The 26092-nt window shown below is 64.1% G+C and carries 26 protein-coding genes and 1 pseudogene; 7 read left to right on the top strand and 20 right to left on the bottom strand.

The genetic code is table 11. The annotated features are described in order from the left end of the window. Positions 1–18: 18 nt before the first annotated feature. Positions 19–2406 carry a helicase HerA domain-containing protein gene (locus ACR4XJ_RS03425; RefSeq protein ID WP_434753886.1) on the bottom strand — a complete coding sequence of 796 codons (2388 nt, stop codon included), beginning with the start codon at positions 2404–2406 and terminating at the stop codon, positions 19–21. A 186-nt stretch (positions 2407–2592) separates the two neighbouring features. Between ACR4XJ_RS03425 and blaOXA the strand changes: the two genes are divergently transcribed. Further along, positions 2593–3432: a class D beta-lactamase gene (blaOXA, locus tag ACR4XJ_RS03430; RefSeq protein WP_434753887.1), complete on the top strand. Its 840-nt coding sequence runs from the start codon at positions 2593–2595 to the stop codon at positions 3430–3432. A gap of 139 nt (positions 3433–3571) precedes the next feature. Here the strand turns inward: blaOXA and ACR4XJ_RS03435 are convergent, their stop codons facing one another. The 3 genes from ACR4XJ_RS03435 to ACR4XJ_RS03445 form a co-directional block, all read right to left on the bottom strand. Further along, a complete protein-coding gene (locus tag ACR4XJ_RS03435) occupies positions 3572–4672 on the bottom strand; it encodes a hypothetical protein (protein ID WP_434753888.1) in 1101 nt (366 codons plus the stop codon). Positions 4673–5034: 362 nt separating this feature from the next. Continuing rightward, on the bottom strand, positions 5035–5691 hold the full coding sequence (locus ACR4XJ_RS03440; RefSeq protein WP_434753889.1) for a carbonic anhydrase: 657 nt from the start codon (positions 5689–5691) through the stop codon (positions 5035–5037). A gap of 314 nt (positions 5692–6005) precedes the next feature. Continuing rightward, the gene (locus tag ACR4XJ_RS03445; RefSeq protein WP_434753890.1) at positions 6006–6248 is read right to left on the bottom strand and encodes a helix-turn-helix domain-containing protein; all 243 of its coding nucleotides are present in this window, start codon (positions 6246–6248) and stop codon (positions 6006–6008) included. Between the two features lie 213 nt (positions 6249–6461). Here ACR4XJ_RS03445 and hxsD point away from each other — a divergent pair, with 213 nt between their 5' ends. Genes hxsD through ACR4XJ_RS03465 form a run of 4 tightly spaced genes read left to right on the top strand, consistent with a single transcriptional unit; the run spans position 6462 to position 9638 of the window. Then, complete coding sequence (hxsD, locus tag ACR4XJ_RS03450) at positions 6462–6776, top strand: His-Xaa-Ser system protein HxsD (protein ID WP_434753891.1); 315 nt, start codon at positions 6462–6464, stop codon at positions 6774–6776. Further along, the gene (gene hxsB / locus ACR4XJ_RS03455) at positions 6773–8215 is read left to right on the top strand and encodes a His-Xaa-Ser system radical SAM maturase HxsB (RefSeq protein ID WP_434753892.1); all 1443 of its coding nucleotides are present in this window, start codon (positions 6773–6775) and stop codon (positions 8213–8215) included. Before hxsD ends, hxsB begins: the two co-directional genes overlap by 4 nt. Then, the gene (hxsC, locus tag ACR4XJ_RS03460; RefSeq protein ID WP_434753893.1) at positions 8208–9341 is read left to right on the top strand and encodes a His-Xaa-Ser system radical SAM maturase HxsC; all 1134 of its coding nucleotides are present in this window, start codon (positions 8208–8210) and stop codon (positions 9339–9341) included. Before hxsB ends, hxsC begins: the two co-directional genes overlap by 8 nt. A 24-nt stretch (positions 9342–9365) precedes the next feature. Beyond that, positions 9366–9638 carry a hypothetical protein gene (locus tag ACR4XJ_RS03465; RefSeq protein ID WP_434753894.1) on the top strand — a complete coding sequence of 91 codons (273 nt, stop codon included), beginning with the start codon at positions 9366–9368 and terminating at the stop codon, positions 9636–9638. 243 nt (positions 9639–9881) lie between these two features. Here ACR4XJ_RS03465 and ACR4XJ_RS03470 read toward each other — a convergent pair whose 3' ends face one another. From ACR4XJ_RS03470 to ACR4XJ_RS03490, 5 genes are all read right to left on the bottom strand, one after another. After that, on the bottom strand, positions 9882–11333 hold the full coding sequence (locus ACR4XJ_RS03470) for a cation diffusion facilitator family transporter (protein WP_434753895.1): 1452 nt from the start codon (positions 11331–11333) through the stop codon (positions 9882–9884). A 238-nt stretch (positions 11334–11571) separates the two neighbouring features. Beyond that, positions 11572–11895, bottom strand: a complete 324-nt coding sequence (locus ACR4XJ_RS03475) for a DUF1653 domain-containing protein (protein ID WP_434753896.1) — start codon at positions 11893–11895, stop codon at positions 11572–11574. A 117-nt stretch (positions 11896–12012) separates the two neighbouring features. Further along, positions 12013–12669 carry a LutC/YkgG family protein gene (locus tag ACR4XJ_RS03480; RefSeq protein WP_434753897.1) on the bottom strand — a complete coding sequence of 219 codons (657 nt, stop codon included), beginning with the start codon at positions 12667–12669 and terminating at the stop codon, positions 12013–12015. Next, entirely contained in the window at positions 12662–14089 is a 1428-nt protein-coding gene (locus ACR4XJ_RS03485; protein ID WP_434753898.1) for a LutB/LldF family L-lactate oxidation iron-sulfur protein, read from the bottom strand. The genes ACR4XJ_RS03480 and ACR4XJ_RS03485 overlap by 8 nt, the downstream gene beginning before the upstream one ends. Next, positions 14082–14843, bottom strand: coding sequence for a (Fe-S)-binding protein (locus ACR4XJ_RS03490; protein WP_333507202.1), 762 nt, complete (start codon positions 14841–14843; stop codon positions 14082–14084). Before ACR4XJ_RS03490 ends, ACR4XJ_RS03485 begins: the two co-directional genes overlap by 8 nt. A gap of 366 nt (positions 14844–15209) precedes the next feature. Here ACR4XJ_RS03490 and ACR4XJ_RS03495 point away from each other — a divergent pair, with 366 nt between their 5' ends. Together ACR4XJ_RS03495 and ACR4XJ_RS03500 are read left to right on the top strand one after the other, a co-directional pair. Further along, positions 15210–16019, top strand: coding sequence for an SDR family NAD(P)-dependent oxidoreductase (locus ACR4XJ_RS03495; protein WP_434753899.1), 810 nt, complete (start codon positions 15210–15212; stop codon positions 16017–16019). Between the two features lie 146 nt (positions 16020–16165). Continuing rightward, positions 16166–16768 (top strand): MarC family protein, encoded by a 603-nt coding sequence (locus ACR4XJ_RS03500; protein WP_434753900.1) that lies wholly within the window; start codon positions 16166–16168, stop codon positions 16766–16768. 106 nt (positions 16769–16874) lie between these two features. Here ACR4XJ_RS03500 and ACR4XJ_RS03505 read toward each other — a convergent pair whose 3' ends face one another. The 11 genes and pseudogenes from ACR4XJ_RS03505 to ACR4XJ_RS03555 form a co-directional block, all read right to left on the bottom strand. Beyond that, a complete protein-coding gene (locus tag ACR4XJ_RS03505; RefSeq protein ID WP_434753901.1) occupies positions 16875–17615 on the bottom strand; it encodes an outer membrane protein assembly factor BamD in 741 nt (246 codons plus the stop codon). Then, positions 17608–18531 (bottom strand): NAD(P)/FAD-dependent oxidoreductase, encoded by a 924-nt coding sequence (locus ACR4XJ_RS03510; RefSeq protein WP_434753902.1) that lies wholly within the window; start codon positions 18529–18531, stop codon positions 17608–17610. Before ACR4XJ_RS03510 ends, ACR4XJ_RS03505 begins: the two co-directional genes overlap by 8 nt. 1 nt (position 18532) lies before the next feature. Continuing rightward, complete coding sequence (gene trxA, locus ACR4XJ_RS03515; RefSeq protein ID WP_309541912.1) at positions 18533–18856, bottom strand: thioredoxin; 324 nt, start codon at positions 18854–18856, stop codon at positions 18533–18535. 340 nt (positions 18857–19196) lie between these two features. After that, positions 19197–20339, bottom strand: a pseudogene (gene tsaD / locus ACR4XJ_RS03520) (tRNA (adenosine(37)-N6)-threonylcarbamoyltransferase complex transferase subunit TsaD); the annotation flags it as partial. 190 nt (positions 20340–20529) lie between these two features. Next, a complete protein-coding gene (gene fbp, locus ACR4XJ_RS03525) occupies positions 20530–21543 on the bottom strand; it encodes a class 1 fructose-bisphosphatase (protein ID WP_434753903.1) in 1014 nt (337 codons plus the stop codon). Between the two features lie 151 nt (positions 21544–21694). Beyond that, on the bottom strand, positions 21695–22660 hold the full coding sequence (locus ACR4XJ_RS03530) for a hypothetical protein (RefSeq protein WP_434753904.1): 966 nt from the start codon (positions 22658–22660) through the stop codon (positions 21695–21697). Positions 22661–22805: 145 nt separating this feature from the next. Then, positions 22806–23714: a tetratricopeptide repeat protein gene (locus tag ACR4XJ_RS03535; protein ID WP_434753905.1), complete on the bottom strand. Its 909-nt coding sequence runs from the start codon at positions 23712–23714 to the stop codon at positions 22806–22808. Continuing rightward, positions 23698–24027, bottom strand: coding sequence for an FtsB family cell division protein (locus ACR4XJ_RS03540; protein ID WP_333507212.1), 330 nt, complete (start codon positions 24025–24027; stop codon positions 23698–23700). Before ACR4XJ_RS03540 ends, ACR4XJ_RS03535 begins: the two co-directional genes overlap by 17 nt. 5 nt (positions 24028–24032) lie before the next feature. Next, complete coding sequence (locus tag ACR4XJ_RS03545) at positions 24033–24305, bottom strand: hypothetical protein (RefSeq protein ID WP_012611558.1); 273 nt, start codon at positions 24303–24305, stop codon at positions 24033–24035. A gap of 36 nt (positions 24306–24341) precedes the next feature. Further along, positions 24342–24899 (bottom strand): CDP-diacylglycerol--glycerol-3-phosphate 3-phosphatidyltransferase, encoded by a 558-nt coding sequence (pgsA, locus tag ACR4XJ_RS03550; protein WP_434754311.1) that lies wholly within the window; start codon positions 24897–24899, stop codon positions 24342–24344. A gap of 161 nt (positions 24900–25060) precedes the next feature. After that, positions 25061–25957 carry an Mrp/NBP35 family ATP-binding protein gene (locus ACR4XJ_RS03555; protein WP_434753906.1) on the bottom strand — a complete coding sequence of 299 codons (897 nt, stop codon included), beginning with the start codon at positions 25955–25957 and terminating at the stop codon, positions 25061–25063. Between the last annotated feature and the right edge of the window lie 135 nt (positions 25958–26092).

The following is a 26092-nucleotide window of genomic DNA, read 5'->3' on the forward strand; positions in this document are numbered from 1 at the left end:
CGTTTTTCCGGGCAGCGACTACAGGGCCATTTCCCAGAGCAGGGACAGGCGGACGTCGAAGATGTCGCTGCGCCGGGGTTTGACGGCAAACGATTCGATGGGGCAGGACTCCACATCGTAGGTCGCCGCCAGTTGCCGCGCCTTTTCCTCGATTTCCGCCGCAAGGTCCGCCAGTTCCTGCTGCAAGAGGGCGATGGATTCTTCGGCGCGCTGCACGTCGCCCTTTTCCTTCATCACCCGTCCGGCGCTCTTGAAACCGGTGGCCGCCCGCGAAACGTTGCCCGCCGAAAACGTCTTGCGCCCCAGGAACGCGCCAAGCACCGCCGTTCCGAAGGAAATCAGGGCGTCGGCGGTTTTCGACTGCACGTCGCCCTGCTCCCGCTCCAGCTTGCCTTGGGCGGCCAGCAGTTTCTGTTCCAGGCTTTTCTGGCGCACGGCGTATTTCCGCCGCAGTTCGTCCAGCGCCGCGTCCTTGCGCTCGCGCAGGGCGTCCGCCACGCGCACCTTGAAGTCGCCCAGGGTTTCGCCGGGGCGTGACTCCATCTTCAGCGACGCCGCCCGGAAAAGTTCCAGTTGCCACGACTGGTAGAGAAAATCGACGAACGACTTGTGCAGGGGCTTCAGATCCTTCAACCGCGAAATGGCCGCAGGCACCTCGTGGAAGCGGCTGCCCGTCGGCGGCTGGCGCAGGCAGTCGGCCTCCGGAAAGGGGATGTCCTCCCCGTCCGCCCATTCGGGCCGGACGAACCGGTCGTCGAGATACAGGCGCAGGGCGACGTCGCGGCTTTCGTCGATGTTCCTGCCGGGGTTGTGAAAGCGCAACGTCGCGCGGGCGGAAAGCCAGGGGACGAACACCGGCGCGTCGCTGGCCACGGGGTGCAGGTAGTACAACTGTTCGATGGTGCCCGCGAGCAACGGCGGATGCCCGTCGGGACCGCCGGTCCGTTCCCCGTGCGTAGCAAGGGGGGCGGCGGCGCTTTTGTCCGGCGGCGTCCACCCTTCCCCGGCGAGCCGCCTGATGTCGTCGCCCGCGATGGGGCCTTTCAGATAGGACATAGTCCAGCGGGTCTCGAACAGCAGGGGCGCTTCCAGGTGCGCGGACGTCAGCAGGAACTGCCGCCCCTTCAGGCGCGACAGCAGGCTCTTCACCTGGCCGTGTTCCAGCTTTCCGTCGCTGGCCCCGGCAATGCCCCCGGCCACCCGTTCCTGGTCCTGGCTGGTTTGCAGCCGCCCCACGAACCAGGTGCCGATATTGGACAGCCCCTTGTAGTCGAGGTCCACCGGGTTCTGGGTGGAGAGAACCACCCCCAGCCCGAAGGCGCGCGCCTGCTTGAGCAGGACGAGCATGGGCTTCTTGGACGGCGGGTTGGCCGTGGGCGGGAAGTAGCCGAATATCTCGTCCATATACAGCAGCGCCTTCAGCGACCCCGTGCCCTGCTGGCGGCGCATCCAGGCGATGACCTGGTTGAGCAGCATGGTCACGAAGAACATCCGCTCGGCCTCGGCAAGGTGGGCGATGGAGAAGATCGCCGTTTGCGGGCGGCCGTCCTCGCCGTAGAGGATGCGCTGGATGTCCAGCGGGCGGCCCTGCGTCCAGGCGGCGAAGGTGGGGCTGGCGATGATGTTGTTCAGGCGCATGGCCAGCGCCAGGCGGTCGTTCTGCGGGAAAAAGCCGTCCATGGGGAAGACCCCGATCTTCGTGAACGGCGGGCTGACGATGCCGCCGATGAGGCTTTCCATGGTCAGTCCCTCGCCCTTGCGCCAGTGGTGCAGGAGCAGCGAACTGACCAGGATGTGCTCGCGGCTTTGCAGGGGATCGCCGTGCACGTCGATGAGGCTCAGCAGACTGGTGGCGGTGGAGCCGACCAGGGCGTTCAGGATGTCGCTTTCCGCAAGGATGTCCGGCGGCGGCGCGGCGAAATCGCCCAGCACCGAGACGGGTACGCCCAGCCCGGAACCGGGGGTGTAGAGGGTGAAGCCGGTCTTCTGCCGCAGGCTGGCGATGCGTTCCCGTGTCTGGCCGTAGCCGCGCAGGCCGTCTTCCCACGTTTTCGCCACCTGCGCGGCGTGGGCCTCGACGGTCAGTCCCTTGCGGCTGGCCTCGGCGGGGTCTATCCAGGGCTGGAAATCGGCGGGCGACAGCGCGGGAAAGGTGAGCAGCAGGTTGGCCATGTCCCCCTTGGGATCGATGACGATCGAGGGGATGTTGTCCATGATGGCCTCCTCGATCAGGCCGATGCCGAGGCCGGTCTTGCCGCTGCCGGTCATGCCGATGATGGCGGCATGGGTGGTGAGGTCCTTGTTCCTGAACAGAAGGGGCGTCCGCGCCGCCTCGCCGCTGGCGATGTCCAGTTCCCGCCCCAGGTAGAAGAGCCCCAACTGCTCGTATCCCTGCATGTCCGCCATGGTGCACCTCCACATCTGAAAGACCGGCGTAGGTATATGCCGGGCATGTTGGCCCAAAACCGGCTGTCATTGCAAGGGGCCGCCGACAAAAGACGCATGGCCCCTTTTTTTTTGACGGTGGACCGGCGGCCTTCTATCATCACTTCCGGCACGTCATGTTCCCAACCTTTCTTGCGTAGGCGATGCATGCAGATATTTCGTGTTTTCCCGCTGCTGCTGGTGTGCCTCGGGCTGTTCACCGCGCTGCCGTCCCCGGCCTGCGCCGCCACCAGCTTTCTCGCGCGCGAGGGCGACGGGATACTGGCGGCGGAGGGCGACCTGACCACCCGCCGCGCGCCCTGCTCCACCTTCAAGATCGCCATCAGCCTCATGGGCTACGATGCGGGCATTCTGATCGACGAGACGCACCCGGCGCGCCCCTACGACGAACGCCTGGACGTGGCGTACGACATGTGGAAGCAACCGCACGACCCCGTCATGTGGATGCGCAACAGCTGCGTGTGGTATTCGCAGGCCACCACGCGGGAACTGGGCATGGAGCGCTTTGCGGCCTACGTGGACCGTCTGGGCTACGGCAACCGCGACGTCTCGGGGCGGTGCGGCCCATCGGGCAAGGCCGGGACCGACGACGGCCTGACCCGCTCGTGGCTGTCCAGCAGCCTGGCCATCTCGCCCGAGGAGCAGGTGGACTTCATCGGCAGGCTGGTGCGCTCCGAGCTGCCGGTGTCGGCGCACGCGCAGGAAATGACCCGGCACATCCTGTTTGTGCAGGACTTGCAGGGCGGCTGGAAGCTGTACGGCAAGACCGGCAGCGGGGTGCGCCTGCTGCCCGACGGGACGCGCGACGAAGACCGCCAGATCGGCTGGTTCGTGGGCTGGGCGGGGAATTCGGACGGCCGCACCCTACTGTTCGCCCATCTGATAGAGGACGAGGACGACAACCCCGCCCCGGCCGGTCGCCGGGCGTGCGATGCGGCCATCGTCAAGGTGCAGCGGCTGCTGGGCGTCGCCCCCGGCGAGTGGTAGCGGCCCTGCCGTAGGCCGGAAGCCGCACCCGCACGAAAAAATCATGAAGCCGGGTGGCGTCGCGCGACGCCACCCGGCTTCGTATTTTTGAGGGCCGTTCCGCCCCTGCTCTTCTTGCCCCCTGCTATTCGGCCCCCTGCTATTCGGCCCCCTGCTGTTTCGGAGCCTTCTTGCGTGCGCGGGGTTTTTTGGGCGCGGGGGCGGGCTCAGCGACAGGGTTAGCGGTGGGCTCAGCGACAGCATCGGGAGCAGTGGCGTCGTAGACCTCCACAACGGGGGCCACGCTCGCGTCATCGGCCGGTGCATCCTCCACTGTGGGAGCGGCGGGCGGCGCGGGGGGCGCGGGGGGCAATACCCTGGGGGCATGCATCCCGCCGGAGGGCGATACGTCGATGGTGCCCGGCAGGGCGCGCGGCGTCATGCCGTCGGCCTGTCCCGGCAACTGGGCCAGCATGCTGCGCTGGTCCACGATGATCATGCCGGTGCGGTCCAGCACCTCGCGCCGGTAGGCGTATTCCTCCTGCATGCGGCGCACCTTGTAGGCGAACCACATCCGCCCCAGGTAGCCCACGCACCACGCGGCCAGCACGCCGCCGCCCACCCACAGCACCAGGTGTTCGGTGGATTCGCCCAACCGGATGACGAAGCCCAGCACCCGGTCGAAGTAGTAGATCACCACGGCCAGCAGGGTCACGCCCAGCATCAGCAGGAAGGTGGGCACGCCGTTGACGGCGGCCAGCATCTTCTGCAACCACGGCGGCAACTGGCGCAGTTGCGCCTCGGTCAGCACCGGGTCGCCCTTGATCAGGCGGGTGTAGCCCAGCGCGATGACCTGCAACACCAGCAGCACCACCACCGGCGCGGCGGCCACGGAAACCAGGTAGCCGCCCCACGGAAAGCGGAAGCGCACCGTGCCGTCGGGCATGCTCTGCACGTTGGCGACGCCCTGCCAGATGGCCACGATGGCCACCAGAAATTCCACCAGCACGATGCCGATGACGATGTAGGCCAGGACGTACTTGCGCTCCTGCTCGCCCAACAGGTCGCCCAGGCCGCCGAAACGGCCCGGCTCGTGGGGCTGGTCCGGTGATTCTCCGGGCGATTGTCCGGGGGATTCGGGAGCCTCGCCGCCATTGCCGGGGGCAGCACCGCCGGACGGAGCATCAGCGGACGCGTTGGCGTCGCGGGTGGGGGCTTCCGGTTCGTTCCTCGAACCGGAGAAGAATTTCGAGAAGAACATGCGGGAATATCCGTACGACGGCGGTGCCGTGTTGTCTCGTGCGTGGGTGCCCGGAGGGACGGGAAAACGCCCCCGTCCGGCGCATGGCGCGGGCTGGGGGCGCCTTCCGCCGGTCGCGGCGTTGTCTGGCGCGCGCGGGGCGGCAGGAGCGCCTTTGCTCCGTCTGCCACCATACGATGCGCGGCGGCTTTTCTCAAGGTGTTCTAAGGAAGGAATACGGCGCGGGCAGCGCGGCGAGACGGCAGGGCGTGCCGGGCAATGGCGTAGCGGGCGCGGCTGGCGCGGGTCCGCGCCGTGGCAGGTCACTTGGGGATGTCGCAACCCCGCGCCTGTGGAGGCTGAATTTCAATCCGGACGCGCTGTCAGATGCACTCGCGCACCATGGGCTGGAAGGTGTTGGTAGCCGCGTCCCAGCCCAGCAGTTCGCCCTTTTCCAGGTCGAAGAACCAGCCGTGCAGCGAAAGTTCGCCCCGCTCCACCCGCGCGCGCAGCCAGGGGAAGGTCATCAGGTTTTCCAGCGAGACCAGGATGGATTCCTGCTCGCAGGCGCGGTGCAGTTCCTGCTCCGAGCAGTGCGGGCAGCTTTCCTGCACCCGCTCCTGCGCGGGCGCGGCGATGCTGACCCAGCGCGACAGGAACTCCGTATCGTCCCGGCTCCCGGCCGCGCCGGACAGCAGAGCCTTGATGCCGCCGCAGCGGGCGTGGCCCAGAATGATGATGTCTTCCACCTTCAGGCTGCGCACGGCGAATTCCAGCGCGGCGCTGACCCCGTGCTGGGTGGTGGTGTGCGCCTCGTACGGGGGCACCAGGTTGGCCACGTTGCGCACCACGAACAGGTCGCCGGGGTTGCAGTCCAGCAGCAGGGCCGGGTCCACGCGCGAATCGCTGCACGCGATGACCAGCGCCTTCGGCGACTGCTCTTCCACCAGGTTTTCGAACAGGTTGTGGTCGCGGCAGAACCAGCTTTTCTGAAACCGCCGGAAACCGGCGATGAAGCGACCGAGATCGGGTGCGGACATGAAGACTCCGGAACTGCCGTGCGGGACGGGATGCGGTGCTCGGGATGCGACACGTACAGGCTCCGGCGCGCGACGAGGGCCGCAGCCACCGGGTAACTGGGGATTGTACGTTTTTTTGCCCGCCGCGCAACCCCGACGCGAGTAACCGCTTGCTTTTTCACGCGCCGCGCTGTCCTTTCCGGTCATGGTACGTGCGGACGTTGGGGCTGGCTGTGGGACGCGCTCCGGATATGAATGAAAATGCGCTGTGACTTGCGCGTGGGTGTGTCCAAGTGACGCCGCCATCTGGGGCATGTCTACCCCAACAGGCAGCACTACTTGGATTTGAGCAGGGTGGTAACTTGTGCAACCAGCTCTTCTGGGGACATTCCCAGGCTGTGGGCGATCAATATTGCCGCATTGAGCGATGGTTGCCGCTGCCCATTTTCAAGCAAGCTGATATAGACGTTTGTCGAGTCGATGGCTTCGGCCAACTGCTCTTGCGACATTGCCTTCCGCCCTCGTGCTTCCGACATCACTTTGCCAAAAGCCTGCGGTAATCCTTGAACTTTTTTCATAAAACAATTGTATGAAAAAGGCTCGACTTCCACTTTTAACAATTGTATAAATAGTTGGCATCCAGCCCTCGTTGCGAAGGCCGGTTTTGAGAGATCGTCTTTGGATTCCGGTCGTTGGCGGGCAAGGACGAGCGCTATAGCGCAATGTTATGTTTGACGTTTCATTCATGCCGTCATTTATCCATAACCAGGCTAGATTTATGGGGATAGAGAATGAAGGGGATTTTATTTCCGGAGCAAGACGGCGGAAAAGTCATTTTGAGCAAGGAGTTCTTTGCAAGAGAACCCGTTTTTGTAGCGGCAGCCAAGTTTACGGAACGATATTACGTGGGGATTCAGCCTCACGGCGATGACAGCTTTGAAGTCTATCTTCGCTCCAAGGATGATGACGGTGACGTCTCCAGCGCCATAAAGATATTTTGCAATGAATTGATAGAGCAGCAAGTCCGGCACGACCTTCAAAATCGTTTTGGGAAACTGAGGGAGATAATTGTTGCACATGCGTTCTCCCCGCTGGAAAGACAATGACCAGATTTTTGCCGTTTCAGTTCAGATACCATCCTAATGGTCAAGTCTTGCTGGTTAACGAGTGCGGGGACTATTCTTTTGTCCCCCAAAGTACATTCGAAGATATTATTTCCGGGAATTTTACCAAAGAAAATAGGCAGTACTTCGATTTACAAAGTCGTCTGTTTCTAGAGCAAGCGGAAAATAATGAATTTTCTTTGCAAAAAACAGCCGCAAAATATCGATCGAGAAAAGCCTATCTCCGCGACTTCACTTCGCTGCACATGATGGTCGTGACATTGCGCTGCAATCAGCGTTGTGAATATTGCCAAGTATCATGTGCTGAACATGATGCCCACAAATATGACATGCCTGTGCATACGGCTCTAAAAATTGTGGATACAATTTTTGAATCGCCCTCAAAGTCCATAAAAATTGAATTTCAAGGCGGCGAACCAACTCTGCATTGGGACGTAGTCAAGGAAACCGTTCTTTACGCCAAGAAAAAGCAACAAAAATCCGACAAGGTATTGTACTTTGTTCTCTGCACAAATCTTACAGGCATAACGAAAGAGCAACTCCTCTTTTGCCGCGATCACGGCATTTGCATTTCCACCTCATTGGATGGAGCAAAGCCGCTGCATGACAAGCATCGTGTTTTGAGGTCCAGGGGAAGTTCCTATGATCTTTTTATCCGCAACTTGTTCCTCGCACGGGAGATTGTAGGCGAGGACAATGTGGATGCCCTGATGACCACAACGGCTTTCTCTCTGAGGAAATTGCCTGAAATCATAGAAGAGTATATCGTACTAGGTTTTAATGGAATTTTTATTCGTTCATTGAATCCTTACGGGTTTGCAGCGGAGCAGTCCGGTGTGCTGGGGTATGATATGCATGAGTTTGTTGCAGCGTATACCGAGGCATTGCGGCACATCCTTTCGATAAATAGAACACGCTTTTTCCCGGAGCATTTTGCCACAATCCTTCTCTCCAGAATACTAACACCATTCTCCACGGGATTTGTAGACCTGCAATCTCCTGCTGGCATCGGAATCAGCGGGGTTATCTATGACTATGACGGGTCGGTGTATCCTTCCGATGAAGCCCGGATGCTCGCCCGGATGGGCGATGTCCATTTCAACTTGGGCAATGTTCACCGTGACCCGTATAAAGAAATATTTGGCGGTTCCAAGCTGCGGAGTATCATCAAAGACGCCTGCGTCGAAGTAACGCCAAGCTGTGCCCACTGCGTCTATCAGGCATTCTGCGGCACCGATCCTGTAAGAAATTACCTGGAGTCCGGCAGCGAAATCCGGAAGATGGAAGGCACACCGTTTTGCATAAAGCATAAGGGAATATTTGACTTCATTTTTTCTTTACTGGCAGACATGTCGGAAGAAGAAGAAAATATCATCTGGAGTTGGGTTGCCCGATCTCCCACGGTGGACAGAAATGCTTAGAGTTGTTGGAAAGCCATCAACGTCGTTTGAGACGGTCATAGGAGAGGTGACTACCCGAAGAGTGCCTTTTTATGATCGGCACGATAAGGTTTTGCTTACGGATAGCATTGATATGGGGTGCACGGGCTATCTTGCCGTTCTTTCCTCCGCGCCTCCTGAGAACAAGTTTTTCCTCCCGCATACGGTGGGAGAAATCTGCAATGATGACATGAATCTTTTCAAGCAGGGGGATATCGTCAGTGTCTCAGGCACTGGAGAAGTCCTTGTTTTATGGGAAAACGACTCGCAGCAAAATAGCCTGATGCTGACGGAAGCCTGCAACTGTCGTTGCTTGATGTGTCCTCAACCGCCCAGAAAGCATGCTCCTGCCCTCTTTGACGCAGCGGTCAGGATACTGGATTTGTTGAAAGGCAAGCACGTTGCGAATATTTGCATCACGGGTGGAGAACCTACCATTGTTGCCGAAAATTTTTTAAAAATATTGCACAGATGCCATGCTGAACATCCGAGGGCGCACGTTAGCATTTTGACGAATGCCAAAAGATTTTCCGATGCCGCATTTTCCAGGGAAGTGGCCAGACTGTCGCAAGGCAACGATATTTTTTGCGTCTCCCTGCACTCGGACATTCCGGAAATTCACGATGATATTGTCGGTATACATGGTAGCTATTGTAAAACTCAAGATGGCATATATAACATTTCAAAACATCGTATTCCCACAGAGATACGACATGTGGTGACTAGGAGGAACTATGCTCGACTTCCAGAATTTGCTGAGCATATGTATAGATACTTTCCTTTCTGTGTCCATTATGCGCTGATGACGATGGAAATATGTGGCATTGCGAATGACAACATGGAATCAATTTACATAGACCCATTCAATTACAAGTCGGAGTTGCGAAAATCGACTCTTGCATTGCACAAACGTGGGATGCGCGTATCGGTGTATAATACTCCGCTGTGTCTGTGCCATGAGGATATACGGTCATTTTCTCGGAAATCAATATCTTCATGGAAGAATTATTTTATTGACGAATGTTCCACATGCAAGGAGAGAGATGAGTGCTGTGGATTTTTCAGCACATCTTCTGTGCAAAGCTCTCATATTTCGGCAATCAATTGAGAAACAATCATAAAGGAGGGATAAATGCGTACACTTATCTACAAAATTTTTTTCGCTGTGGGAATCTTCGCTTCGACGTTGGGAATAACAAATTCATCCGATGCAAGCATTCCACTCGTTCCGGCCGAAATGGCTCCTTCCCTGAAATGGCAAGATGCAAGTGACAAGTTATATTTCTCGGACGTCATCAAAGATGGCGATGCGTCACAACTGCATGCCCAGCATTACAGCCACAGCAGCCATTCCAGTCATTCCAGCCATCGCAGCCACTACTCGCACGTATCAAGCCGGTATTGAACGGTAGCGGTAAACCGAAGCGCCCTTGGCCACTCGACTAGCCAAGGGCGCTTGTCATTTACGGTTACACTGTCACTCCCCTTCCCGTAATCGCTCCATTTGGCGCTGAACAAGACGCTCTGTCTCCGGTAGCGCGAAGTCACGCTCCGCTTCCGCTGGATATCTGCGCGTTGTACCGAGCGCGTTTCTGAAGGAGGGAATGGAACTCTGGACAATTGGAGAAGGGAGGGTGGACTGTCCGCCCTACTCCCCCTCCGGCTCCATGTGCACCACCACCCGGCGCAGTTCGGGCAGGCTGGCGCGCAGCCGGGCCTCCAGGGCGGCGGACACGCGGTGCGCCTCGGTGACCGGGGTTTCCGGGGCCATGCGGCAGTGGAAGCTGAGGGATACGTCCTCGCCGTGCCTGCGGACGTGCACATGGTGGCAGTCGCGCACGCCGGGCTCGGCATCGGAAGCGGCCTGCACGGCTACCTGGATGCGCGGCGATTCCATCAGGCGTGACGGCGTCTGCCCGGCCGTGGTGGCGGTATCCTGTGCGGGCTCGATGTGGGTGGTCACGTGCAGCGGTCCCAGTTCGGCGCGCAGGGCCTCCTCGAAGGCGGTGACCCGTGCGTGCGCGTCGGCCAGGGGCATGCTGCCTTCAAGTTCCGCATGAAGTTCCACCATCAGGTCGTGCGGGGCATCGGCTGTGGGCTGGGCATCGACGACCTCCACGGCGTGCACGGGCAGCGCGTGGGCCGCGGCCACGCAGCGGATGCGGGCCGTCACGTCCCGCTCCGCCGCCTGCTGCGGCTCGAAATGGATGGTCACGTCCGCGCCGGGGGCCACCTTGCGCACGGCGGCTTCCGCCTGCCGGGTGATCTCGTGGGCCGCTTCCAGCGACAGCCCGGCCGCCACGATGACGGTCATGTCCACGAAGGCGTGCGGCCCGCTTTCACGCACGCGGGTGCGGTCCACCCGCACCACGCCCGGTTGCGCGGCCACGGCCGCCTCGATGCGCCCGGCAAGCCCCGCGTCCCCGCCGTCCAGCAGGGCATCCACGGCCCGGCGGCCAAGGCCCAGGCTGACGTGCACCACGATGGCGCACACCGCAAGGGCGGCCACGGCGTCGGCGCGCTCCAGCAGGGGCCGCAGAGCCGAGCCTTCCGGCAGCAGGTCCGCCGCCAGCAGGGCCAGCAGGCCCACGATGACCACGGCGGACGACCAGATGTCGGTGGAAAAGTGCAGCGCGTCGGCCTCCAGGGCCTGGCTGTTGTACTTTTTGGCCACGCGGCGCAGCATGCGCGAACGCGAGATGTCCACCACGATGGACACGCCCATGACCCCGAGCCCCCAGACCGACGGCACCACCGTTTCCGGCTCCACGAACAGTCGGTGCATGGCCTCCCACACGATCCACCCGCAGGTGACCAGCAGCAGCAGCGTTTCCACCAGGGCGGAAAGGTTTTCGACCTTGCCGTGGCCGTAGGGGTGGCGCGCGTCGGGCGGGCGGGACGAAATGCGCACCGCGAACCACGTGACGGCGGCGGCCACCAGATCCAGTCCGCTGTGGGCCGCCTCCGACAGGATGCCGAGGCTGTTGGTGGATACGCCCACCGCCAGCTTGAGCGCGGTCAGCAGCACGGCGGCCAGCACCGATGACAGGGCGGCGGCGTTCTTTTCGCGCAGGGCGGTTTCGTAGTCGTGGGGTTGCATGACGCCTCCGGGGACCGTGCATTGGGGATGCTGTTCCGCATGCCATGCAGGCGTGCGGGGCGTGCGCCTTTTCTCCCGCTGCGTGACCAGGGAAATGGCCGGGAAGCAGGCGCACGATATCCTATCACGGCCATTCCGGCGTGACCAGCAAAGAGCGCATCCCGCTGTCATTGATGATGAACATCGACTTCAGGCGGACATGCGCAACGGGCGGGAGATGCCTGGCCGAAAAGGCCGCCTATCCCGCCGTCAGGTCCAGCGCGGCAATGACGTGGGCGCGGGCGTCAGCGGGAAGATCGGCATGGCCTACCGGCGTGAAGCGGCGCACCCGTTGCCCGTCGGCATTTTCCTTCCAGCCGTGGAATTCGTCGTACGGGCGGGTGAACAGCGCATGGCCCGACGGGTACAGGGTGCGGTAGACCACCACCCTGCCCTCGGTGGCCGTGTCCAGGGCATCCCCCACAACCTGGTAGTAGCGCCCCTTGAAATGCTTGTAGAAGGCGTGCCCGCAAAAGGAATGGTGGTCGGCGGCATGGCCGTTCGGGATGGCGTTCTCCGGCATTATTCCCTCTTTTGCGGCGGATGTTCCGCCGCACCATGCGCGACGCGCCGGGAAAAGGGAATCCCCCCTTCCCGGCGCGCTGGTTATGGCGTCGTCAGGTGTGGTGCGTGCTTTCGGCTAATCCAGCACCAGCACGATCACTTCCTTGGGCCCATGCACCCCGAAGGCCAGGGTCATCTCGATGTCCGCCGTCTTGGACGGGCCGGAGATGAGCAGCGCGTTGGTGGGCATGCTTTCGGCCCAGCGCATCTCGCGCATGGCCTCGGCAAGGGTGCTGTAGATGGTGTCGGCCTTCAGCAGCGCGATGTGCACCGTGGGCACCAGCGAGAGCAGGCGCGGTTCCTGGGGTGTGGGCCAGACGATGAGCGTACCGTTTTCGGCAATGCCGCCCAGGGTCGAGGTGATGCCCACGTCGATGCCGAACAGTTCGTCGCGGAAGGCTTCCACGTTTTCGCCGTAGGGCACCAGCTTGGGCAGCCCCTTGCCTTTCACCTTGGAGCGCAGGGTGCCGCCGAACCATGCGTCGTGGCCGTAGGCCATGGTTTGCGGTTCGCGGGCCTTCAGCACTTCCAGCAGCTTGGCGGGCCATTCCGCCTCGGGCACCACGTGCACTTCCGAGCGCACGGTTTCCATGCGCTTCTTCAGCAGTTCGATGCGCTGGGCCTTGTCCAGCATGGGGGCCTGCCAGCTGCCGCCCCGCGGCACGTAGGGCGAAACGGTGGTGCGCGCCGCGTGCAGGCGCGCGAAGATGCGGTCGCGGGCGGTGCTACTCATGGCGGATCCCCTCTTCCTTGGCGAGTTGATGCAGGCTCTTGGGCGCGAAGCGCGGCGCGGTGCGCACGCTGGTCCAGGCCTTCAGCGGGCCGACGTTGGGCAGCTTGTCGCCGAATTTGCCCAGCATGGACACCACGAACCTGTTTAGCGCCGGGATGCGGTAGGTCAGTTCCCAGCCCTTCCAGACCAGGGTTTCCAGCAGGTTCTTCTTGGCGCCGTGACCCTTGACCACGCCGTCGTCCTTCTCGTCGTACGCCTCGGTGCGCATGCGCCGGATGATGCCCGGAATGGGGATGCGCACCGGGCACACCTCTTCGCAGGCGTTGCACAGGCTGGAGGCGGTGGCCAGCACCCCCTTCTCCGCCAGGCCGTCGATCTGCGGGGTGAGAATCTTGCCGATGGGGCCGGGATACACCGAGCCGTAGGCGTGCCCGCCGATGCGGATGTACACCGGGCAGTGGTTCAGGCAGGTGCCGCAGCGGATGCACTGCAAGGTGCGGCGCAACTGGGCGTCGGCCAGCATCCTGGAGCGGCCGTTGTCCAGGATGACCAGGTGGATTTCCTTGGGGCCGTCCCTTTCGCCTTCCTTGCGGGGGCTGGTGATGCAGTTGACGTAGGTGGTGACCAGCTGGCCCGTGGCCGATGCCGTGAGCAGGCGCAGCAGGGGCGGCAGGTCGGACAGCGATTCCACCACCTTTTCCAGGCCCATGACGGCCACGTGCACCGGCGGCACCGTGGTGCACATGCGGCCGTTGCCCTCGTTCTCCACCAGCACCAGGGTGCCCGTTTCGGCCACGGCGAAGTTCACGCCCGAAAGGCCCACGTGCCCGGTGCGGAACTTTTCGCGCAGGGTCTTGCGGGCGATGGCGTTCAGTTCTTCCACCACGTCGGTGTAGGGAATGCCTTCCAGGTTGTCGGCGAAGATGCGCCCCACCTGCTGGCGGTTCTTGTGCACGGCGGGCACGATGATGTGCGAGGGCGGCTCGTGGTTCAGCTGGATGATGAACTCGCCAAGGTCCGTCTCCAGCGCCTCGATGCCGTGGGTTTCGAGAAAGTGGTTCAGGTGCATCTCTTCCGAGACCATGGACTTGCCCTTCACCAGCCTGGTGGCGTCGTGGCTGCGCATGATGCCCAGAATGATGTCGTTGGCCTCTGCCGTGGTTTCGGCCCAGTGCACGATGATGCCGTTTTCCGTACACTTGCGTTCCAGCCGTTCCAGCAGTTCCGGCAGCTTGGCGAGCGCGTTGCGCTTGGCCGCCTCGGCGTCGTCGCGCATGCGTTCGATTTCTTCGGCGTTTGGCAGCACGGCGACGCGCTTTTTCATCAGACCGGTGAGGGCCGACTTGAAGTTGGCGCGCAACTGGCGGTCGGCAAGGGCCTCGGTGACGTTGGCCGTGAAGTCGAGGTGCTGGCTACCCATTGATGCGCTCCCATATGAATTCGGCAAGGTGTCGGGGCGCCACGGGCACGCCGGTGCGCTCCATGGCCCCGCCGATGTTCATGAGACAGCCGCAGTCGCCGGAGAGGATGGCCGAGGCGCCGGTGGCCCGGATGTCCTCCACCTTGTCCGCCACCATGGCGGCCGAGATTTCCGGCTGCTTGATGGAGAACGTGCCGCCGAAGCCGCAACATTCGTATTCGCGCTCGATTTCCACCAGTTCCACGTTGGACAGCTGGCCGATGAGCGCCTTGGCCGCGGCCGTGGCCCCCATTTCGCGCATGGCGTGGCACGAGGAATGCCAGGTGACCTTCACCGGCTTGCCCTTGTCTTCGTACCGCACGTGCAGGGCGTTGTGCAGAAAATCGCCCAGTTCGAAGACCCGTTCGGAAAATTTGCGTACATCGAAGTATTCCGGGTCGTTGGCGAACATTTCCGGGTAGTGGTGGCGCATCATGCCCGCGCACGAGCCCGAGGGCACCACGATAGGCCAGTCGGCTTTCGAAAATGCCTTGATCTGCGCCCTGGCCACGGCCCTGGCCTCTTCGAGGAAGCCGGAATTGTACGCGGGCTGGCCGCAGCACGACTGTTCCTGCGGAAAGACCACTTCCACCCCGGCGCGGCGCAGCAGGTGAATGCCCGCCATGCCCGCCTGCGGGAACGACATGTCCACGAGGCAGGTGCCGAAGTAGTAGACGGTTTTCACGTCGCGGGGATAGGTGAATGTATGGGCCATGTGTGCCTTCCTGGGTTGCGGTTGGACGTGCGCCGGGGACGGCGCGGGGATGGTCCTGTACGGCCGCTCGCGGCCGGAAGAGGCATCGGCGCCGGAAGGCGTGCCGGCACCGCTGGACCGCCGCACCGGAATGCGACGGTGTTTGCACAAAGCCTAGCACGGGGGCGCGTTCCATGTCGATATGCACATGCGGCGCATGCAACAAATCCGTACGGGCCATCGGCCGGGCGCGCACCACCGTTTGTGCGGACGAACGGCTTGCCTGACGGGCGCACCGGGGCTAGTATGCGCCTCCGTGCCGCCGCTCCCCTCTTTTGGGGTGCATCCTAGCCCCTTCAGGAACACCACAGCCCACAGGACACCGCCATGACCTCCACTGCCGCCACCACCCGCCCCGCATCCGTCCAGCCCGCATCCGGCGTGGGCATCGTCTGCATCACCGGGGCCACCGCCGGGTTCGGCGCGGCCACCGCGCGCCGCTTCGCCGCCGACGGCTGGCGCATCATCGCCACCGGGCGGCGTCAGGACCGGCTTGACGCGCTGGCGGCGGAACTGGGTGACGGCAACTGCCTGCCGCTGTGCTTCGACGTGCGCGACGGCGACGCGGTGCAGGCCGCCTTTTCCCAGTCGAACCTGCCCGAGGCGTGGCGCGCCGTGGACGTGCTGGTGAACAACGCGGGCCTGGCCCTTGGGCTGGAGCCCGCCCACCGGTGCAGCCTGGACGACTGGACCACCATGGTGGACACCAACATCAAGGGCCTGCTGCACGTCACCCGCGCCCTGCTGCCCGGCATGGTGGAGCGGGGGCGCGGCCACGTGGTCAACCTGGGGTCCATCACCGGCACCTATGCCTACCCCGGAGCCAACGTGTATGGCGGCACCAAGGCGTTCGTCATGCAGTTCTCGCGCGGCCTGCGGGCCGACCTGCACGGCACCGGCGTGCGCGTGACCAACATCGAGCCGGGGTTGGCGGAAAGCGAGTTTTCCATGGTCCGCTTCGGCGGTGATGCCGACCGCGCCGCCAAACTGTACGAGGGCGCGTCCGCCCTGCATCCCCAGGACATCGCCGACGCCATCGCCTGGGCCGTGTCCTGCCCGGCCCACGTCAACGTGAGCCGCATCGAGGTCATGCCCACCAGCCAGTCCTTCGGCGCGCTGCCCGTGCACCGCGCCTAATACCGTCCGAAACTCCGGGCGGCCGCCCGGAGGTCCCCCCTTCCCGGCGAACTGCCCGCGCTGTACAATCCGCCTGCCCACCCCGCCGTGCCAGCCACGGCGGGGCACCCGCACGCACACCCTGCCACCCCATCGGAGCGGCACCCATGAGCGCCATCGTCAACCTGTTCGTGACCACCCTCGTCAAGATGTTCTTTCTGCTGACGCCGTTCTTCGTGCTGACCATGTTCCTGACCATGACCCGGGACATGACGCCGCAGACGCAGCGACGGCTGGCCGTGCGCGTGGGCATGGCCGTGTACGCCGTGTGCATGTGCCTGTACTTCTTCGGCGAGTACATCTTCACCCTGTTCGGCATCACCCTGGATGCCTTCCGCATCGGGTCCGGCTCGCTGCTGTTCCTGTCCGCCGTGGCCCTGGTGCGCGACCCGCAGCCCTCGCGCGTGCAGGAGGTGACCGGCGACATCAGCGTGGTGCCGCTGGCCATTCCCATCACCGTGGGACCCGCCACCATCGGCGCCCTGATGGTCATGGGCGCCACGGTGCGCGGCCCGCTGGAACGGGTGGTGGCCAGTTTGGGCCTGCTGGCGGCCGTGCTGTGCGTGGCGGTGCTCCTGTACATCGGCCCGGCCATCGAAAAGCTGCTGGGCCGCACCGGCATTTCCATCCTCAGCAAGATCACCGGGCTGATCCTGGCCGCCCTGTCGGCGCAGATCGTGTTCACCGGCGTGCGCGGGTTCCTGAACTGATCGGATGCACACGGCGCGGCTTCACCGGCCGCCAGACAGACGAAAGGGCGGCCTCCCTCGCGGGGGGCCGCCCTCATGCGTCATGCTGCGTGCGGTGCCGTGAATCCTACAGCCACTTGAACCAGCGCTTCCACGAGCCTTCGCGCTGTTCGTGCACCTGCTGCGACTGCTGCTGGCGGTACTTGAGGTAGGCAACCTTGGCCTTGGATTCGGCGTGTTCGCGCAGGTCCTCGATTTCCGGGAAGTTCTCCACCACATACACGTAGCGGCGCCAGGCTGCGCCATAGCGCTCGGCGCGCCAGAAGAAGTCGCCGATGTACAGTTCGCGCTCGGCGAGCAGGCGGCGGCATTCCGCGATGTGCTGCTTGGCCTTCTCGGCGTATTCGGTGCCGGGATAGCTTTCGCGCAGGCGCTGGTAGTACTGGATGGCTTCCGTCAGGCCCGTGGTGGGCCGGTCGATGGACAGGAAGGCCTTCTGGCGCGACTGCCCCACCTGGTACAGCACGTAGGGAATGGCCTCGTGCCGGGGGTGCAGGGTTTCGAATTCCTTGTAGGCTTCGCCGGCCAGCAGGTAGTCCTCGTCCAGGAAGTGGGCGTCGGCCAGCGAAAGTTCGGCCTCGATGGTGTAGGGGCTGAACGGGAACTGCTCCTTCAGCTTGCTGAAGGATTCCGCCGCTTCGCCGTAGCGCTTCTCGCGCATGGCGTCGTTGCCGGACTCGAACAGTTCCTGCGCGGTTTCTTCCGGCGGGGGCAGGTAGAAGTAGTCGATGATGCCGCAACCCGAGAGCAGCAGCACCAGCAGCAACGGGGGCACGACGGCCAGGATACGGGAAAGGGCGTTACGCATCGAGCTGTTCCAGGTAGGTGAAGGCTGCTGTTGCGGCAGTGGCCCCGTCACCGACGGCGGTGGTCACCTGGCGGCAGGACTTCGACCGGATGTCCCCGGCGGCGAAGACACCCGGCAGGCTGGTGCGCATTTCGGTATCGGTGATGACGAAGCCCTGCGGGTCCTTGTCGATGCCGTCGGGCAGGAAGTCGCCCACGGGTTCGAAGCCGATGAAGATGAACAGCCCGTCCAGCGGCAGGAAGCGTTCTTCGCCCGTCTTCACGTCCGCCAGGGTGACGCCGGTAAGGGCGTTGTCGCCGTGCAGCTTCCTGACGACGGAGGAATACTCGATGTCGATGTTGGGCGCGGACTGCACCTTTTCCTGGTAGCACTTGCAGCCGCGGAACTCGTCGCGGCGATGGATCAGGCGCAGGTTGGCCACCAGCTTGGCGAGGTACAGCGATTCCTCGAGGGCGGAGTTGCCGCCGCCCACCACGCCGACCTTCTGTCCGCGAAAGAAGTTGCCGTCGCACAGGGCGCAGTAGGAGATGCCCTTGCCGATCAGGCGGTCTTCGTCCGGCAGGCCCAGCTTCTTGTAGCGGGCGCCGGAGCAGACCACCACGGCCTTGCCGGTGATCCACTCGTCGCCCACGCGCACGCGGTTGGCGCCGGGCGAGGGTTCGAACGCGGTCACCGCGTCGTTGTACTTGTCGTGGGGGTAGCGTTCGAGGTGGGCGGCGAACAGGTCCGCCAGTTCCCACCCCTGGATGCCCTTGGGAAAGCCGGGGTAGTTCTCTATCTCGGCGGTCATGAGCACTTGGCCGCCGGGAGACAGCTTTTCGACGAAGGCGACGCTTACGCCGGAACGCAAAAGATAGAGGGCGGCCGTCATGCCGGCCGGCCCTCCTCCAATGACGATGGCGTCGTATGTCTTCATGTTAGCCAAGGGCCTTCTGCGCGATCATGTCCTTGATGCTGCTCTTGGACACGGCGCCGGTGATCTGCTCGACCACTTCGCCGCCCTTGAACAGGATCAGGGTGGGAATGGCGCGGATGCCGTACTTGGAGGGGGTGGCCGGGTTCTCGTCCACGTTCATCTTGGCGATGAGGACCTTGCCGTCGTATTCGGCGGCCAGTTCGTCGATGACGGGACCCATCGCGCGACACGGACCGCACCAGGGAGCCCAGAAGTCGATCAGCACGGGAAGGGAGGATTTGAGGACGTTGGCTTCGAAGTTGGCGTCGGTGATCTGAACGGCCATGGTGCACTCCTTTTGGTCATATATGCGATGCGGCGACCGCACACGAGACGGTCAATGCCCGGTCTCGATACGGACAGGACCCGGTAACGGCATGGGCAGGAACGACGTTTCGCGGGGGCTGCGCGGCGCACCGCGCACGGCGTCGCCCCGGCGGTTGCCCCGCCTCCTGCCAACCTATGAAGAAATAGTAGGGCGCTGCTGGCGTGTCAAGCACGACGGCGCGGACACCCCGCTTCTATATACTCCGGAACATGGTGAAATCATCGGGAATCGTCCGCCCGCGCGGGATGGCCTCCAGCGCGAGGCCGTGGCCCAGCCCGAGGGACGCCAGGCGCCAGCCCGCATGGGCCACCATGACGCCGTTGTCGGTGCACAGGGCGGGCGACGGCAAAAGCAGCGGCAGGCCCGCGCGCCGGGCAAGATCCGCCAGGGCTGCGCGCACGTACGAGTTGGCGGCCACGCCTCCGGCGGCCACCAGCGCCCGCACGGATTCGCGCGCCGCCCCGGCATCCTGGCCGGAAACGGCCTGTCCGGCGGTCGCTCCGGCGTCAGCCGCCACTGCCCCGCCCTTCTTCCGTTTCTTTTTGGCCGGGACGGCGGGCGTGCCGGGCAGCGGCCCGTTTTCGCGCACCAGGGCGCGCTCCAGCTTGATGCGCAGGGTGTCGGCCACGGCGTGGTTGAACGAGGCGCACAGGTCGTACAGGGCGCACAGGGCGGGAACGGGCGCGGCATCAGGAGCGTCATCTGGCGCGTCATCAGAAGCGCCGGGGGCCAAACCATCGGCCACGGCGCGCGCGGCATCGGCCAGGGCGGGGTTGGCCTGCACCACCACCCCGGCGGCGGTTTTCAGGCCGCTGAAGCTGAAATCGAGGTTGTCGTTGTCCACGTACGGCCGGGGGAACATGGCAGGGGCCACCCTGCCCTTGCGGCCCAGGTCGTCGATGGCGCGCCCGCCGGGATAGGCAAGGCCGAGCTGCTTGGCCACCTTGTCGAAGGCCTCGCCCGCCGCGTCGTCCAGGGTGCGGCCCAGCAGCGGCATGTGCCGGGGCGATTCCATGCGGTAGATGTGGGTGTGCCCGCCGGACACCAGCAGGCCCAGCGCGGGATACGGCAACTCATTGGCGATGCCCGCCGCCAGCAGGTGGGCGTGCAGGTGGTTGACCCCCACCAGCCGCGCGCCGGTGGCCAGGGCCAGCCCCTTGGCGAAGCCCATGCCCACCAGCAGGCTGCCCAGCAGGCCCGGCCCGCGCGCCACGGCCACCACGTCGATGTCGGCGGCGGTCACGCCCGCGCGGCGCAACACCTCGTCGCACAGGGCGCCGATGAGCCGGTAATGCTCGCGCGAGGCCAGTTCCGGCACCACCCCGCCGAACAGGGCGTGCACGTCGGCCTGCGAGGACATGACGTCGGCCACGACCATGCCGTCGCGCACCAGCGCCAGCGCGGTTTCATCGCACGAGGTTTCTATGCCGAGACAGAGCATGGTGAGCCGTCGCAGAGGCCGAATTGCCCAATTAAAAAGTTTTGAAGGATGGGGAGGGGTTCGGGGAGGGGAAGGAAACTTTTGCGGCAGCCGTTAGGTGAGCGAAGCGAACCTTACGGATGGCGACCGCAGCGCGCAAAAGTTTCCTTCCCCTCCCCGATTATTGTCTTTTTCAGAACGCCGACCCGCCCTACCCTGCGCGACGGGTATAGATGTCGGTCACGGCCTGCACGTCGCGGCGCGAGCCGATGAACAGGGGCACGCGCTCATGCAGCACCTGGGGCCTGATGTCGAGGATGCGGCCGGTGCCGTCGGTGGCGAGTCCCCCGGCCTGCTCGGCCAGGAAGGCCAGGGGCGAGGCTTCGCACTGCAAGCGCAGCTTGCCCTGGGGCTTTTGGGGGTCGCGCAGGTCCATGGGGTACATGAAGATGCCGCCGTACAGCAGGGTGCGGTGGAAATCGGCCACCAGCGAGCCCACGTAGCGCAGGGAATAGGGCTTGCCGCGCTCGTTGGCGGTGCCCTTGAAGTAGCTTACGGCCTCGCGGGTGGGCTCGTCCCAGTAGTGCCAGTAGGATTCGTTGACGGAGTAGATCTTGCCCCGCTCCGGGATGCGGATGTCGGGGTGCGAGAGCAGGAATTCGCCCACGGTGGGGTCCAGGGTGAAGCCGTGCACGCCCTGGCCGGTGGAATAGACCAGCATGGTGGAGGGGCCGTACAGGATGTACCCTGCGGCCACCTGCTCGGTGCCTGCCTGGAGCACGTCTTCCATGGTGGCGTCGTCGCCCGAGGGCGACTTGCGGCGCAGGATGGAGAAGATGGTGCCGACGTTGATGTTCACGTCGATGTTGGACGAGCCGTCCAGCGGGTCGAAGATGAGGATGTAGTCGCCCCGGACGAGCTTTTCGGAAACGCGGATGACGTCGGCGTTCTCTTCCGAGCCCATGGCGCACAGCGCGCCGGAGCGCTCCATGCGGTAGATGAGCACGCGGTTGGCGAATTCGTCCAGCTTCTGCACGTTCTCGCCCTGCACGTTGACCTCGCCGGTGCCGCCCAGGACATCCAGCAGGCCCGCCTTGTTCACGCTGCGGGCGATGATCTTGGCGGACAGGATGAGGTCGTTCAGCAGGGTGGTGAACTGGCCGGTGGCGGCGGGCGAACGCTTCTGGTGCAGCAGCAGGTGTTCGGTGACGGTGACCTCTGGCATGAGTGCTCCTGGCGGGACCGCGCCCGTGCGGCGCGGTGTGGCGATTTCCGGGCGATGCGCCCGGCGGATGGAAAAGGCCAGAAACGGCGCGCGCCGGGACGCGCCGCCCGCCGCACGGCGGGAACGGGCACGCCCCGGCGCGACGCGAACCTTATCGGATGGCTTCTTCCTTGACCTTCTGCTCGTCCGACGCCTGCGGCGCGGGTTGGGTCAGGATGCTGCCCTCGGATTCGTCAAGCTCGGGGTAGGCGGGCTGGATCTCGGTCACCGCTTCGTTGTGGGTGCTGGCCGAGCCCAGCGACGCGGCCTGCTTGAGGATGGCGAGCTGCTCCGGCTTTTCGGGGAAGCTGCCGGCCTCGGGCACGGCAAAGACCAGCGGAAGGTTGCCGAGGTAGCGCGACACCCAGTAGAACTCGCCGTTGGCGTTGGAGACGGAGCCGTAGACTTCCTTGGTCACCACGCTGCCCCAGTCGGTGGAGGCGATGGGGGTGGCCTCGGCGTCGAAGCGGCCGGGCCACATGACCTGGCCGGGCGCGGCGATCATCAGGTCCGCCGGGCTCGACGAATACGGCAGCAGGGCGCGGATGTCGAAATGGGCGATGACCAGGCCCCGGAAGTCCGACCCGCTGTACACCGGCACGCCCACGTACACTTCGGGGCCGAGGGGCGTTTCCTGCACGTAGCCGCGCAGGGCGCGCATGTTCTGCTTGGCGTCTTCCTCCAGCAGCGGGGCGAAGTCCAGCGGCTTCATGGCCGCCTCGGGCTGCTGGGCCATGACGTGGCCTTCGTTGTCCACGGCGGCAAGGCCGCTGATCCACGGAAAGCGCTGGAACATCTGCCTGGCCCATTCGGTGTCGGGCTTGCGGTCGCTGTTTTCCAGGGCGCGCTCCAGGGCGCGCAGCTGGATGTCGATGCCGGCGAAACCTTCGGCAAGACGGGCTTCGGCGGGTTCCACCTCGCCCTTGTCGTCAAGGTCGAGCTTGGCGGGAGTATTCAGATATTCACGGTAGTACCGGCGGGTGTCCTTCCAGTACTCCTTGGCCTCGTGCTTGCACCCCGTCGCCAGCAGCACGCCCAGCGCGAGCAGCAGACAGGCGGCCTTGTTGACTCGCTGCACTCTCTTTCTCCTGAATGGATCGTTGCGATCTGCGGCAGTCCGCCTGGCGCGGGGCGTGGCCCCACTCTTCCTTCAATCTCGAAGGACGCGCACGGCTGCCGCGCGGTATCCCCGCGCGTGGGTTCAATACGGATTGCGTCGCCCGCTACCCCTGGGCCCGCGCCTCCAGGCGTTCGGCCAGCGATTCGAGCATGTGGATGAGCTTGTGCTTGCCCTGCAGGGGCTGCCCCTCGTCGGCCGCCTGCTGCCGCTGGCTTCCCTCCCCTGCGGACTTGAGGCGGTTGGTGAGTTCCTGGATCACGCCGGCGATGTCGGCGCGCTCTTCGTCGCTGCCCGCGGCGGCCAGCAGTTCCTCGTAGATGTCGAGGGCGCCCTTCAGGTCGCCCTGTTCGGCGAGCACCTGGGCCATGGAACGGGTACGCAGCGAAAAATGTTCTTCTTCCTCGTCCTGTGCATCGGGCGCGTCCTGCGTATCGGGCACGCCGGGCGCCACCGTAGCGGCGGGAGCAGGAGCGGAAGGAGCGGAGACGGCCTGCGGCGCGACTGTGGAAGCGGGAGAAGCGGAGGAAACAGGGGAAACCGTGGGTGCGGTGGGGGCCGTGGGGGTGAAGACGGGCGCGGGGTCTGCGCCGTTGCCGCCGAGCATGGCCCGCAGGCCGTGCTCGATCACCGAGGTCCACGACAGCGCGCCCTGTGCGCCGGAACGGAACGAGGCCGCCAGGAAGGCCAGGGCCAGCGCGGTGTCGCGGCCCTTGTCCCCGGCGGCAAGGCAGGCGCTCCACGCATCCCAGAAGCCGGGATAGGCGCCCAGCAGGCGGGCCAGCTTGCCCACTTCGCCGTCGCGCAGGTCGTCCCTGTGGCTGGCGTGCAGCAGTTCGATGAGGAAAAGGCGGGCTTCGATGAATTCGGGATGGCGGTCCAGCCCCTGGCGCAGGGTGGCTATGGCGTCATCGGGTTGGCCGTTTTCGGCCAGCAGGCGGGCGAGCGGAAAAAAGACCTTCGAACTCGGTTCGAGTTCAAGTACCTCTTGATACCACTCAATTTTTGCCTTCATCAGATCCGGCTCCCGGTGTGGCCGCTTCCGCCTGCGTCTCGGGGAAGATGTAGAGGATTTCGTTGTCCTTCACGAAGTTCAACCGCTTGCGGATCATCTTTTCGACATATTTCCCGTCCGCCTGCAAGAGCCGTATTTCGCGGCTGAGGGCCAGGTTGCGGGCGTCGAGGTCCTTCAGCCGGGCCTCCATGGCGGTGCATTGCTGCTTCAGCGCCTTGTAGGCCACTATGCCCTGCCCGCTCCAGACGAGGCGGTACAGCAGGACGACGTTGAGGGCCAGGGAAAGGCCGATGAGCAGGCGGCGCCAGAACATCTCGGTCACTGCAACAGCCGACGCTGCTCGCCGCGTCGGCGCATGGCGGAAACCGGCCCTTTCAGCTCTTCCAGAAAATTCGCCGTGGCCCGCTCTATCCGGCGCACGTCGTCCTCGTCCAGCAGCACGGCGTCAAGCCGTTCCATGAACGACTTGAGCACGGTGAACTCCTGCATCAGTTCGCCCCCAAGCTCCAGCCGTTCCAGGTCCGGCTCCAGCTCGAGGATGGTCTGCAGGCAGTTCTTCAACCTGCTGTGCAGTCCCTCGTGATCCTGCATGAATGCGTCTCCGGCCATGTGACCCGCTGCTGCGGGCTAGGCCCGTCCGGCGCCTTCCTTGAGCCAGTTTCCGTAAAATGTATACAGGTAGTTGAAGCCGGAAAATACCGTGAGAAACAACGCGATGTAAAGCATAAACTGCCCGGCGGGGTTGGGGTCCAGCCCGAACCACGGGTAGTGCAGCATCAGCGGCACCAGCGCGAACATCTGCATCACGGTCTTCATCTTGCCGAACTTGTCGGCGGCGATGACCAGCCCCTCGTCGGCGGCCACGGCCCGCAGGCCGGTGACCATCAGCTCGCGCGCGATGATCACGATGGCGATCCACCCGGCGATCCAGCCCAGCTCCACCAGCATGATCAGCACCGAACCGATGAGGATCTTGTCGGCCAGCGGGTCCAGGAACTTGCCGAAGCTGGTCACCATGTTCGACCGGCGCGCGATGTGGCCGTCGATGACGTCGGTCAGCGAGGCCAGCGCGAACAGCACCACGGCCACCAGGCAGGTGATGCGGCCGGGGAACATCATCAGCACGACGATGGCGGGCACGATGAAGATGCGCGCCAGCGTGATGCGGTTGGCGAGGTTGAACATCCGCTTGAGGGGACTTGGTTGCTGCGTCATGAGGGTGTTCCTAGCACACTTCGCCGCGCTGGCAAAGGGCGGATGGGTGCCGCGCGGGGGCGCGGAAGAGGGCCATGGACATGATGGGCGCGGGGCGCGCGGCTTCGCACGCCCCGCCGTTGCCCTGCGAATCAGGCGTGGGTGCTGGCCACGGCTTCCAGGCTGTTTTCGGACGCGGCCGCGATGTTGTCGGCCAGTTCCAGGAACCCCTGCTTGGCGCGCGAATCCTCTTCCAGCATCACCACGGGCACGCCACGGTCGGCGGCCACCACGGTGGCCGGGTCCAGCGGCACCGCGCCAAGGAAGGTCAGGCCGTACTTCTCGGCCAGTTCGCGGCCGCCGCCCTTCTTGAACAGCGAGATTTCGCCGCCGCAGTGGGGACAGTACAGGCCGCTCATGTTCTCGACCACGCCCAGCACGTTGGCCTGGGCGTACTGCAGGAAGTTGATGGCCTTGCGCACGTCGGCCAGCGAGATTTCCTGCGGGGTGGTCACCACCACGCACAGGGCGTCGGGGATGGTCTTCAGCACGGTCATGTGCTCGTCGCCGGTGCCGGGGGGGGAGTCGATGAGCAGGAAGTCCAGGTCGCCCCAGTTCACGTCGGACACGAACTGGCGGATGGCCGCCGTCTTCTTGGGGCCGCGCCACAGCACCGCCGTGTCGCGGTCCTTGAGCAGCGAATCCATGGAGATGACGAACAGGTTGTCGTTGTACTTCGCGGGGTTCAGCAGGCCGCCGCGCTCGTCGGCCTCTATGCCCGCGCGCAGGCCCAGCAGGTTGGGCACGCTGGGGCCGTGGATGTCCACGTCCAGGATGCCCACCTTGTAGCCGCGCGCGGCCAGCGCGGCCGCCGTGTTCACGGTGACGGAACTCTTGCCCACCCCACCCTTGCCGCTCATGATGAAAAGCTTGTATCTGATCCGCCCCAGCGTGGACGAGATGATCTCGTCCTGAATGGCCATGCCGGCACTGGGTTTGCCCGTTTCGGCCTTGTTCCTGGCCGAGGGGCAGGTGCTGCACGAGGACATAAGGATGCTCCTTGTCTGTGGCCGCCGGCCGGTGGCGTGGCGGGCCATGGAATTGCGACGCGGCGGGGCTTGCCCGCTCCGGTAAGGTAATGAATCGGGCCGCCCCGTCAAGCAAAAGCGCGGGCAAAAGCGCTG

Origin of the sequence: Nitratidesulfovibrio sp. D1 (assembly GCF_051133415.1) — a bacterium.
In the GTDB taxonomy this organism is placed as follows: domain Bacteria; phylum Desulfobacterota; class Desulfovibrionia; order Desulfovibrionales; family Desulfovibrionaceae; genus Cupidesulfovibrio.

What these genes read in the sequence shown, in the direction of transcription:
- ACR4XJ_RS03425 (WP_434753886.1), bottom strand. Translation starts at nt 2,406, where the DNA reads ATGGCGGACATGCAGGGATACGAGCAGTTGGGGCTCTTCTACCTGGGG.
- blaOXA (WP_434753887.1), top strand. Translation starts at nt 2,593, where the DNA reads ATGCAGATATTTCGTGTTTTCCCGCTGCTGCTGGTGTGCCTCGGGCTG.
- ACR4XJ_RS03435 (WP_434753888.1), bottom strand. Translation starts at nt 4,672, where the DNA reads ATGTTCTTCTCGAAATTCTTCTCCGGTTCGAGGAACGAACCGGAAGCC.
- ACR4XJ_RS03440 (WP_434753889.1), bottom strand. Translation starts at nt 5,691, where the DNA reads ATGTCCGCACCCGATCTCGGTCGCTTCATCGCCGGTTTCCGGCGGTTT.
- ACR4XJ_RS03445 (WP_434753890.1), bottom strand. Translation starts at nt 6,248, where the DNA reads ATGAAAAAAGTTCAAGGATTACCGCAGGCTTTTGGCAAAGTGATGTCG.
- hxsD (WP_434753891.1), top strand. Translation starts at nt 6,462, where the DNA reads ATGAAGGGGATTTTATTTCCGGAGCAAGACGGCGGAAAAGTCATTTTG.
- hxsB (WP_434753892.1), top strand. Translation starts at nt 6,773, where the DNA reads ATGACCAGATTTTTGCCGTTTCAGTTCAGATACCATCCTAATGGTCAA.
- hxsC (WP_434753893.1), top strand. Translation starts at nt 8,208, where the DNA reads ATGCTTAGAGTTGTTGGAAAGCCATCAACGTCGTTTGAGACGGTCATA.
- ACR4XJ_RS03465 (WP_434753894.1), top strand. Translation starts at nt 9,366, where the DNA reads ATGCGTACACTTATCTACAAAATTTTTTTCGCTGTGGGAATCTTCGCT.
- ACR4XJ_RS03470 (WP_434753895.1), bottom strand. Translation starts at nt 11,333, where the DNA reads ATGCAACCCCACGACTACGAAACCGCCCTGCGCGAAAAGAACGCCGCC.
- ACR4XJ_RS03475 (WP_434753896.1), bottom strand. Translation starts at nt 11,895, where the DNA reads ATGCCGGAGAACGCCATCCCGAACGGCCATGCCGCCGACCACCATTCC.
- ACR4XJ_RS03480 (WP_434753897.1), bottom strand. Translation starts at nt 12,669, where the DNA reads ATGAGTAGCACCGCCCGCGACCGCATCTTCGCGCGCCTGCACGCGGCG.
- ACR4XJ_RS03485 (WP_434753898.1), bottom strand. Translation starts at nt 14,089, where the DNA reads ATGGGTAGCCAGCACCTCGACTTCACGGCCAACGTCACCGAGGCCCTT.
- ACR4XJ_RS03490 (WP_333507202.1), bottom strand. Translation starts at nt 14,843, where the DNA reads ATGGCCCATACATTCACCTATCCCCGCGACGTGAAAACCGTCTACTAC.
- ACR4XJ_RS03495 (WP_434753899.1), top strand. Translation starts at nt 15,210, where the DNA reads ATGACCTCCACTGCCGCCACCACCCGCCCCGCATCCGTCCAGCCCGCA.
- ACR4XJ_RS03500 (WP_434753900.1), top strand. Translation starts at nt 16,166, where the DNA reads ATGAGCGCCATCGTCAACCTGTTCGTGACCACCCTCGTCAAGATGTTC.
- ACR4XJ_RS03505 (WP_434753901.1), bottom strand. Translation starts at nt 17,615, where the DNA reads ATGCGTAACGCCCTTTCCCGTATCCTGGCCGTCGTGCCCCCGTTGCTG.
- ACR4XJ_RS03510 (WP_434753902.1), bottom strand. Translation starts at nt 18,531, where the DNA reads ATGAAGACATACGACGCCATCGTCATTGGAGGAGGGCCGGCCGGCATG.
- trxA (WP_309541912.1), bottom strand. Translation starts at nt 18,856, where the DNA reads ATGGCCGTTCAGATCACCGACGCCAACTTCGAAGCCAACGTCCTCAAA.
- fbp (WP_434753903.1), bottom strand. Translation starts at nt 21,543, where the DNA reads ATGCCAGAGGTCACCGTCACCGAACACCTGCTGCTGCACCAGAAGCGT.
- ACR4XJ_RS03535 (WP_434753905.1), bottom strand. Translation starts at nt 23,714, where the DNA reads ATGAAGGCAAAAATTGAGTGGTATCAAGAGGTACTTGAACTCGAACCG.
- ACR4XJ_RS03540 (WP_333507212.1), bottom strand. Translation starts at nt 24,027, where the DNA reads ATGTTCTGGCGCCGCCTGCTCATCGGCCTTTCCCTGGCCCTCAACGTC.
- ACR4XJ_RS03545 (WP_012611558.1), bottom strand. Translation starts at nt 24,305, where the DNA reads ATGCAGGATCACGAGGGACTGCACAGCAGGTTGAAGAACTGCCTGCAG.
- pgsA (WP_434754311.1), bottom strand. Translation starts at nt 24,899, where the DNA reads ATGTTCAACCTCGCCAACCGCATCACGCTGGCGCGCATCTTCATCGTG.
- ACR4XJ_RS03555 (WP_434753906.1), bottom strand. Translation starts at nt 25,957, where the DNA reads ATGTCCTCGTGCAGCACCTGCCCCTCGGCCAGGAACAAGGCCGAAACG.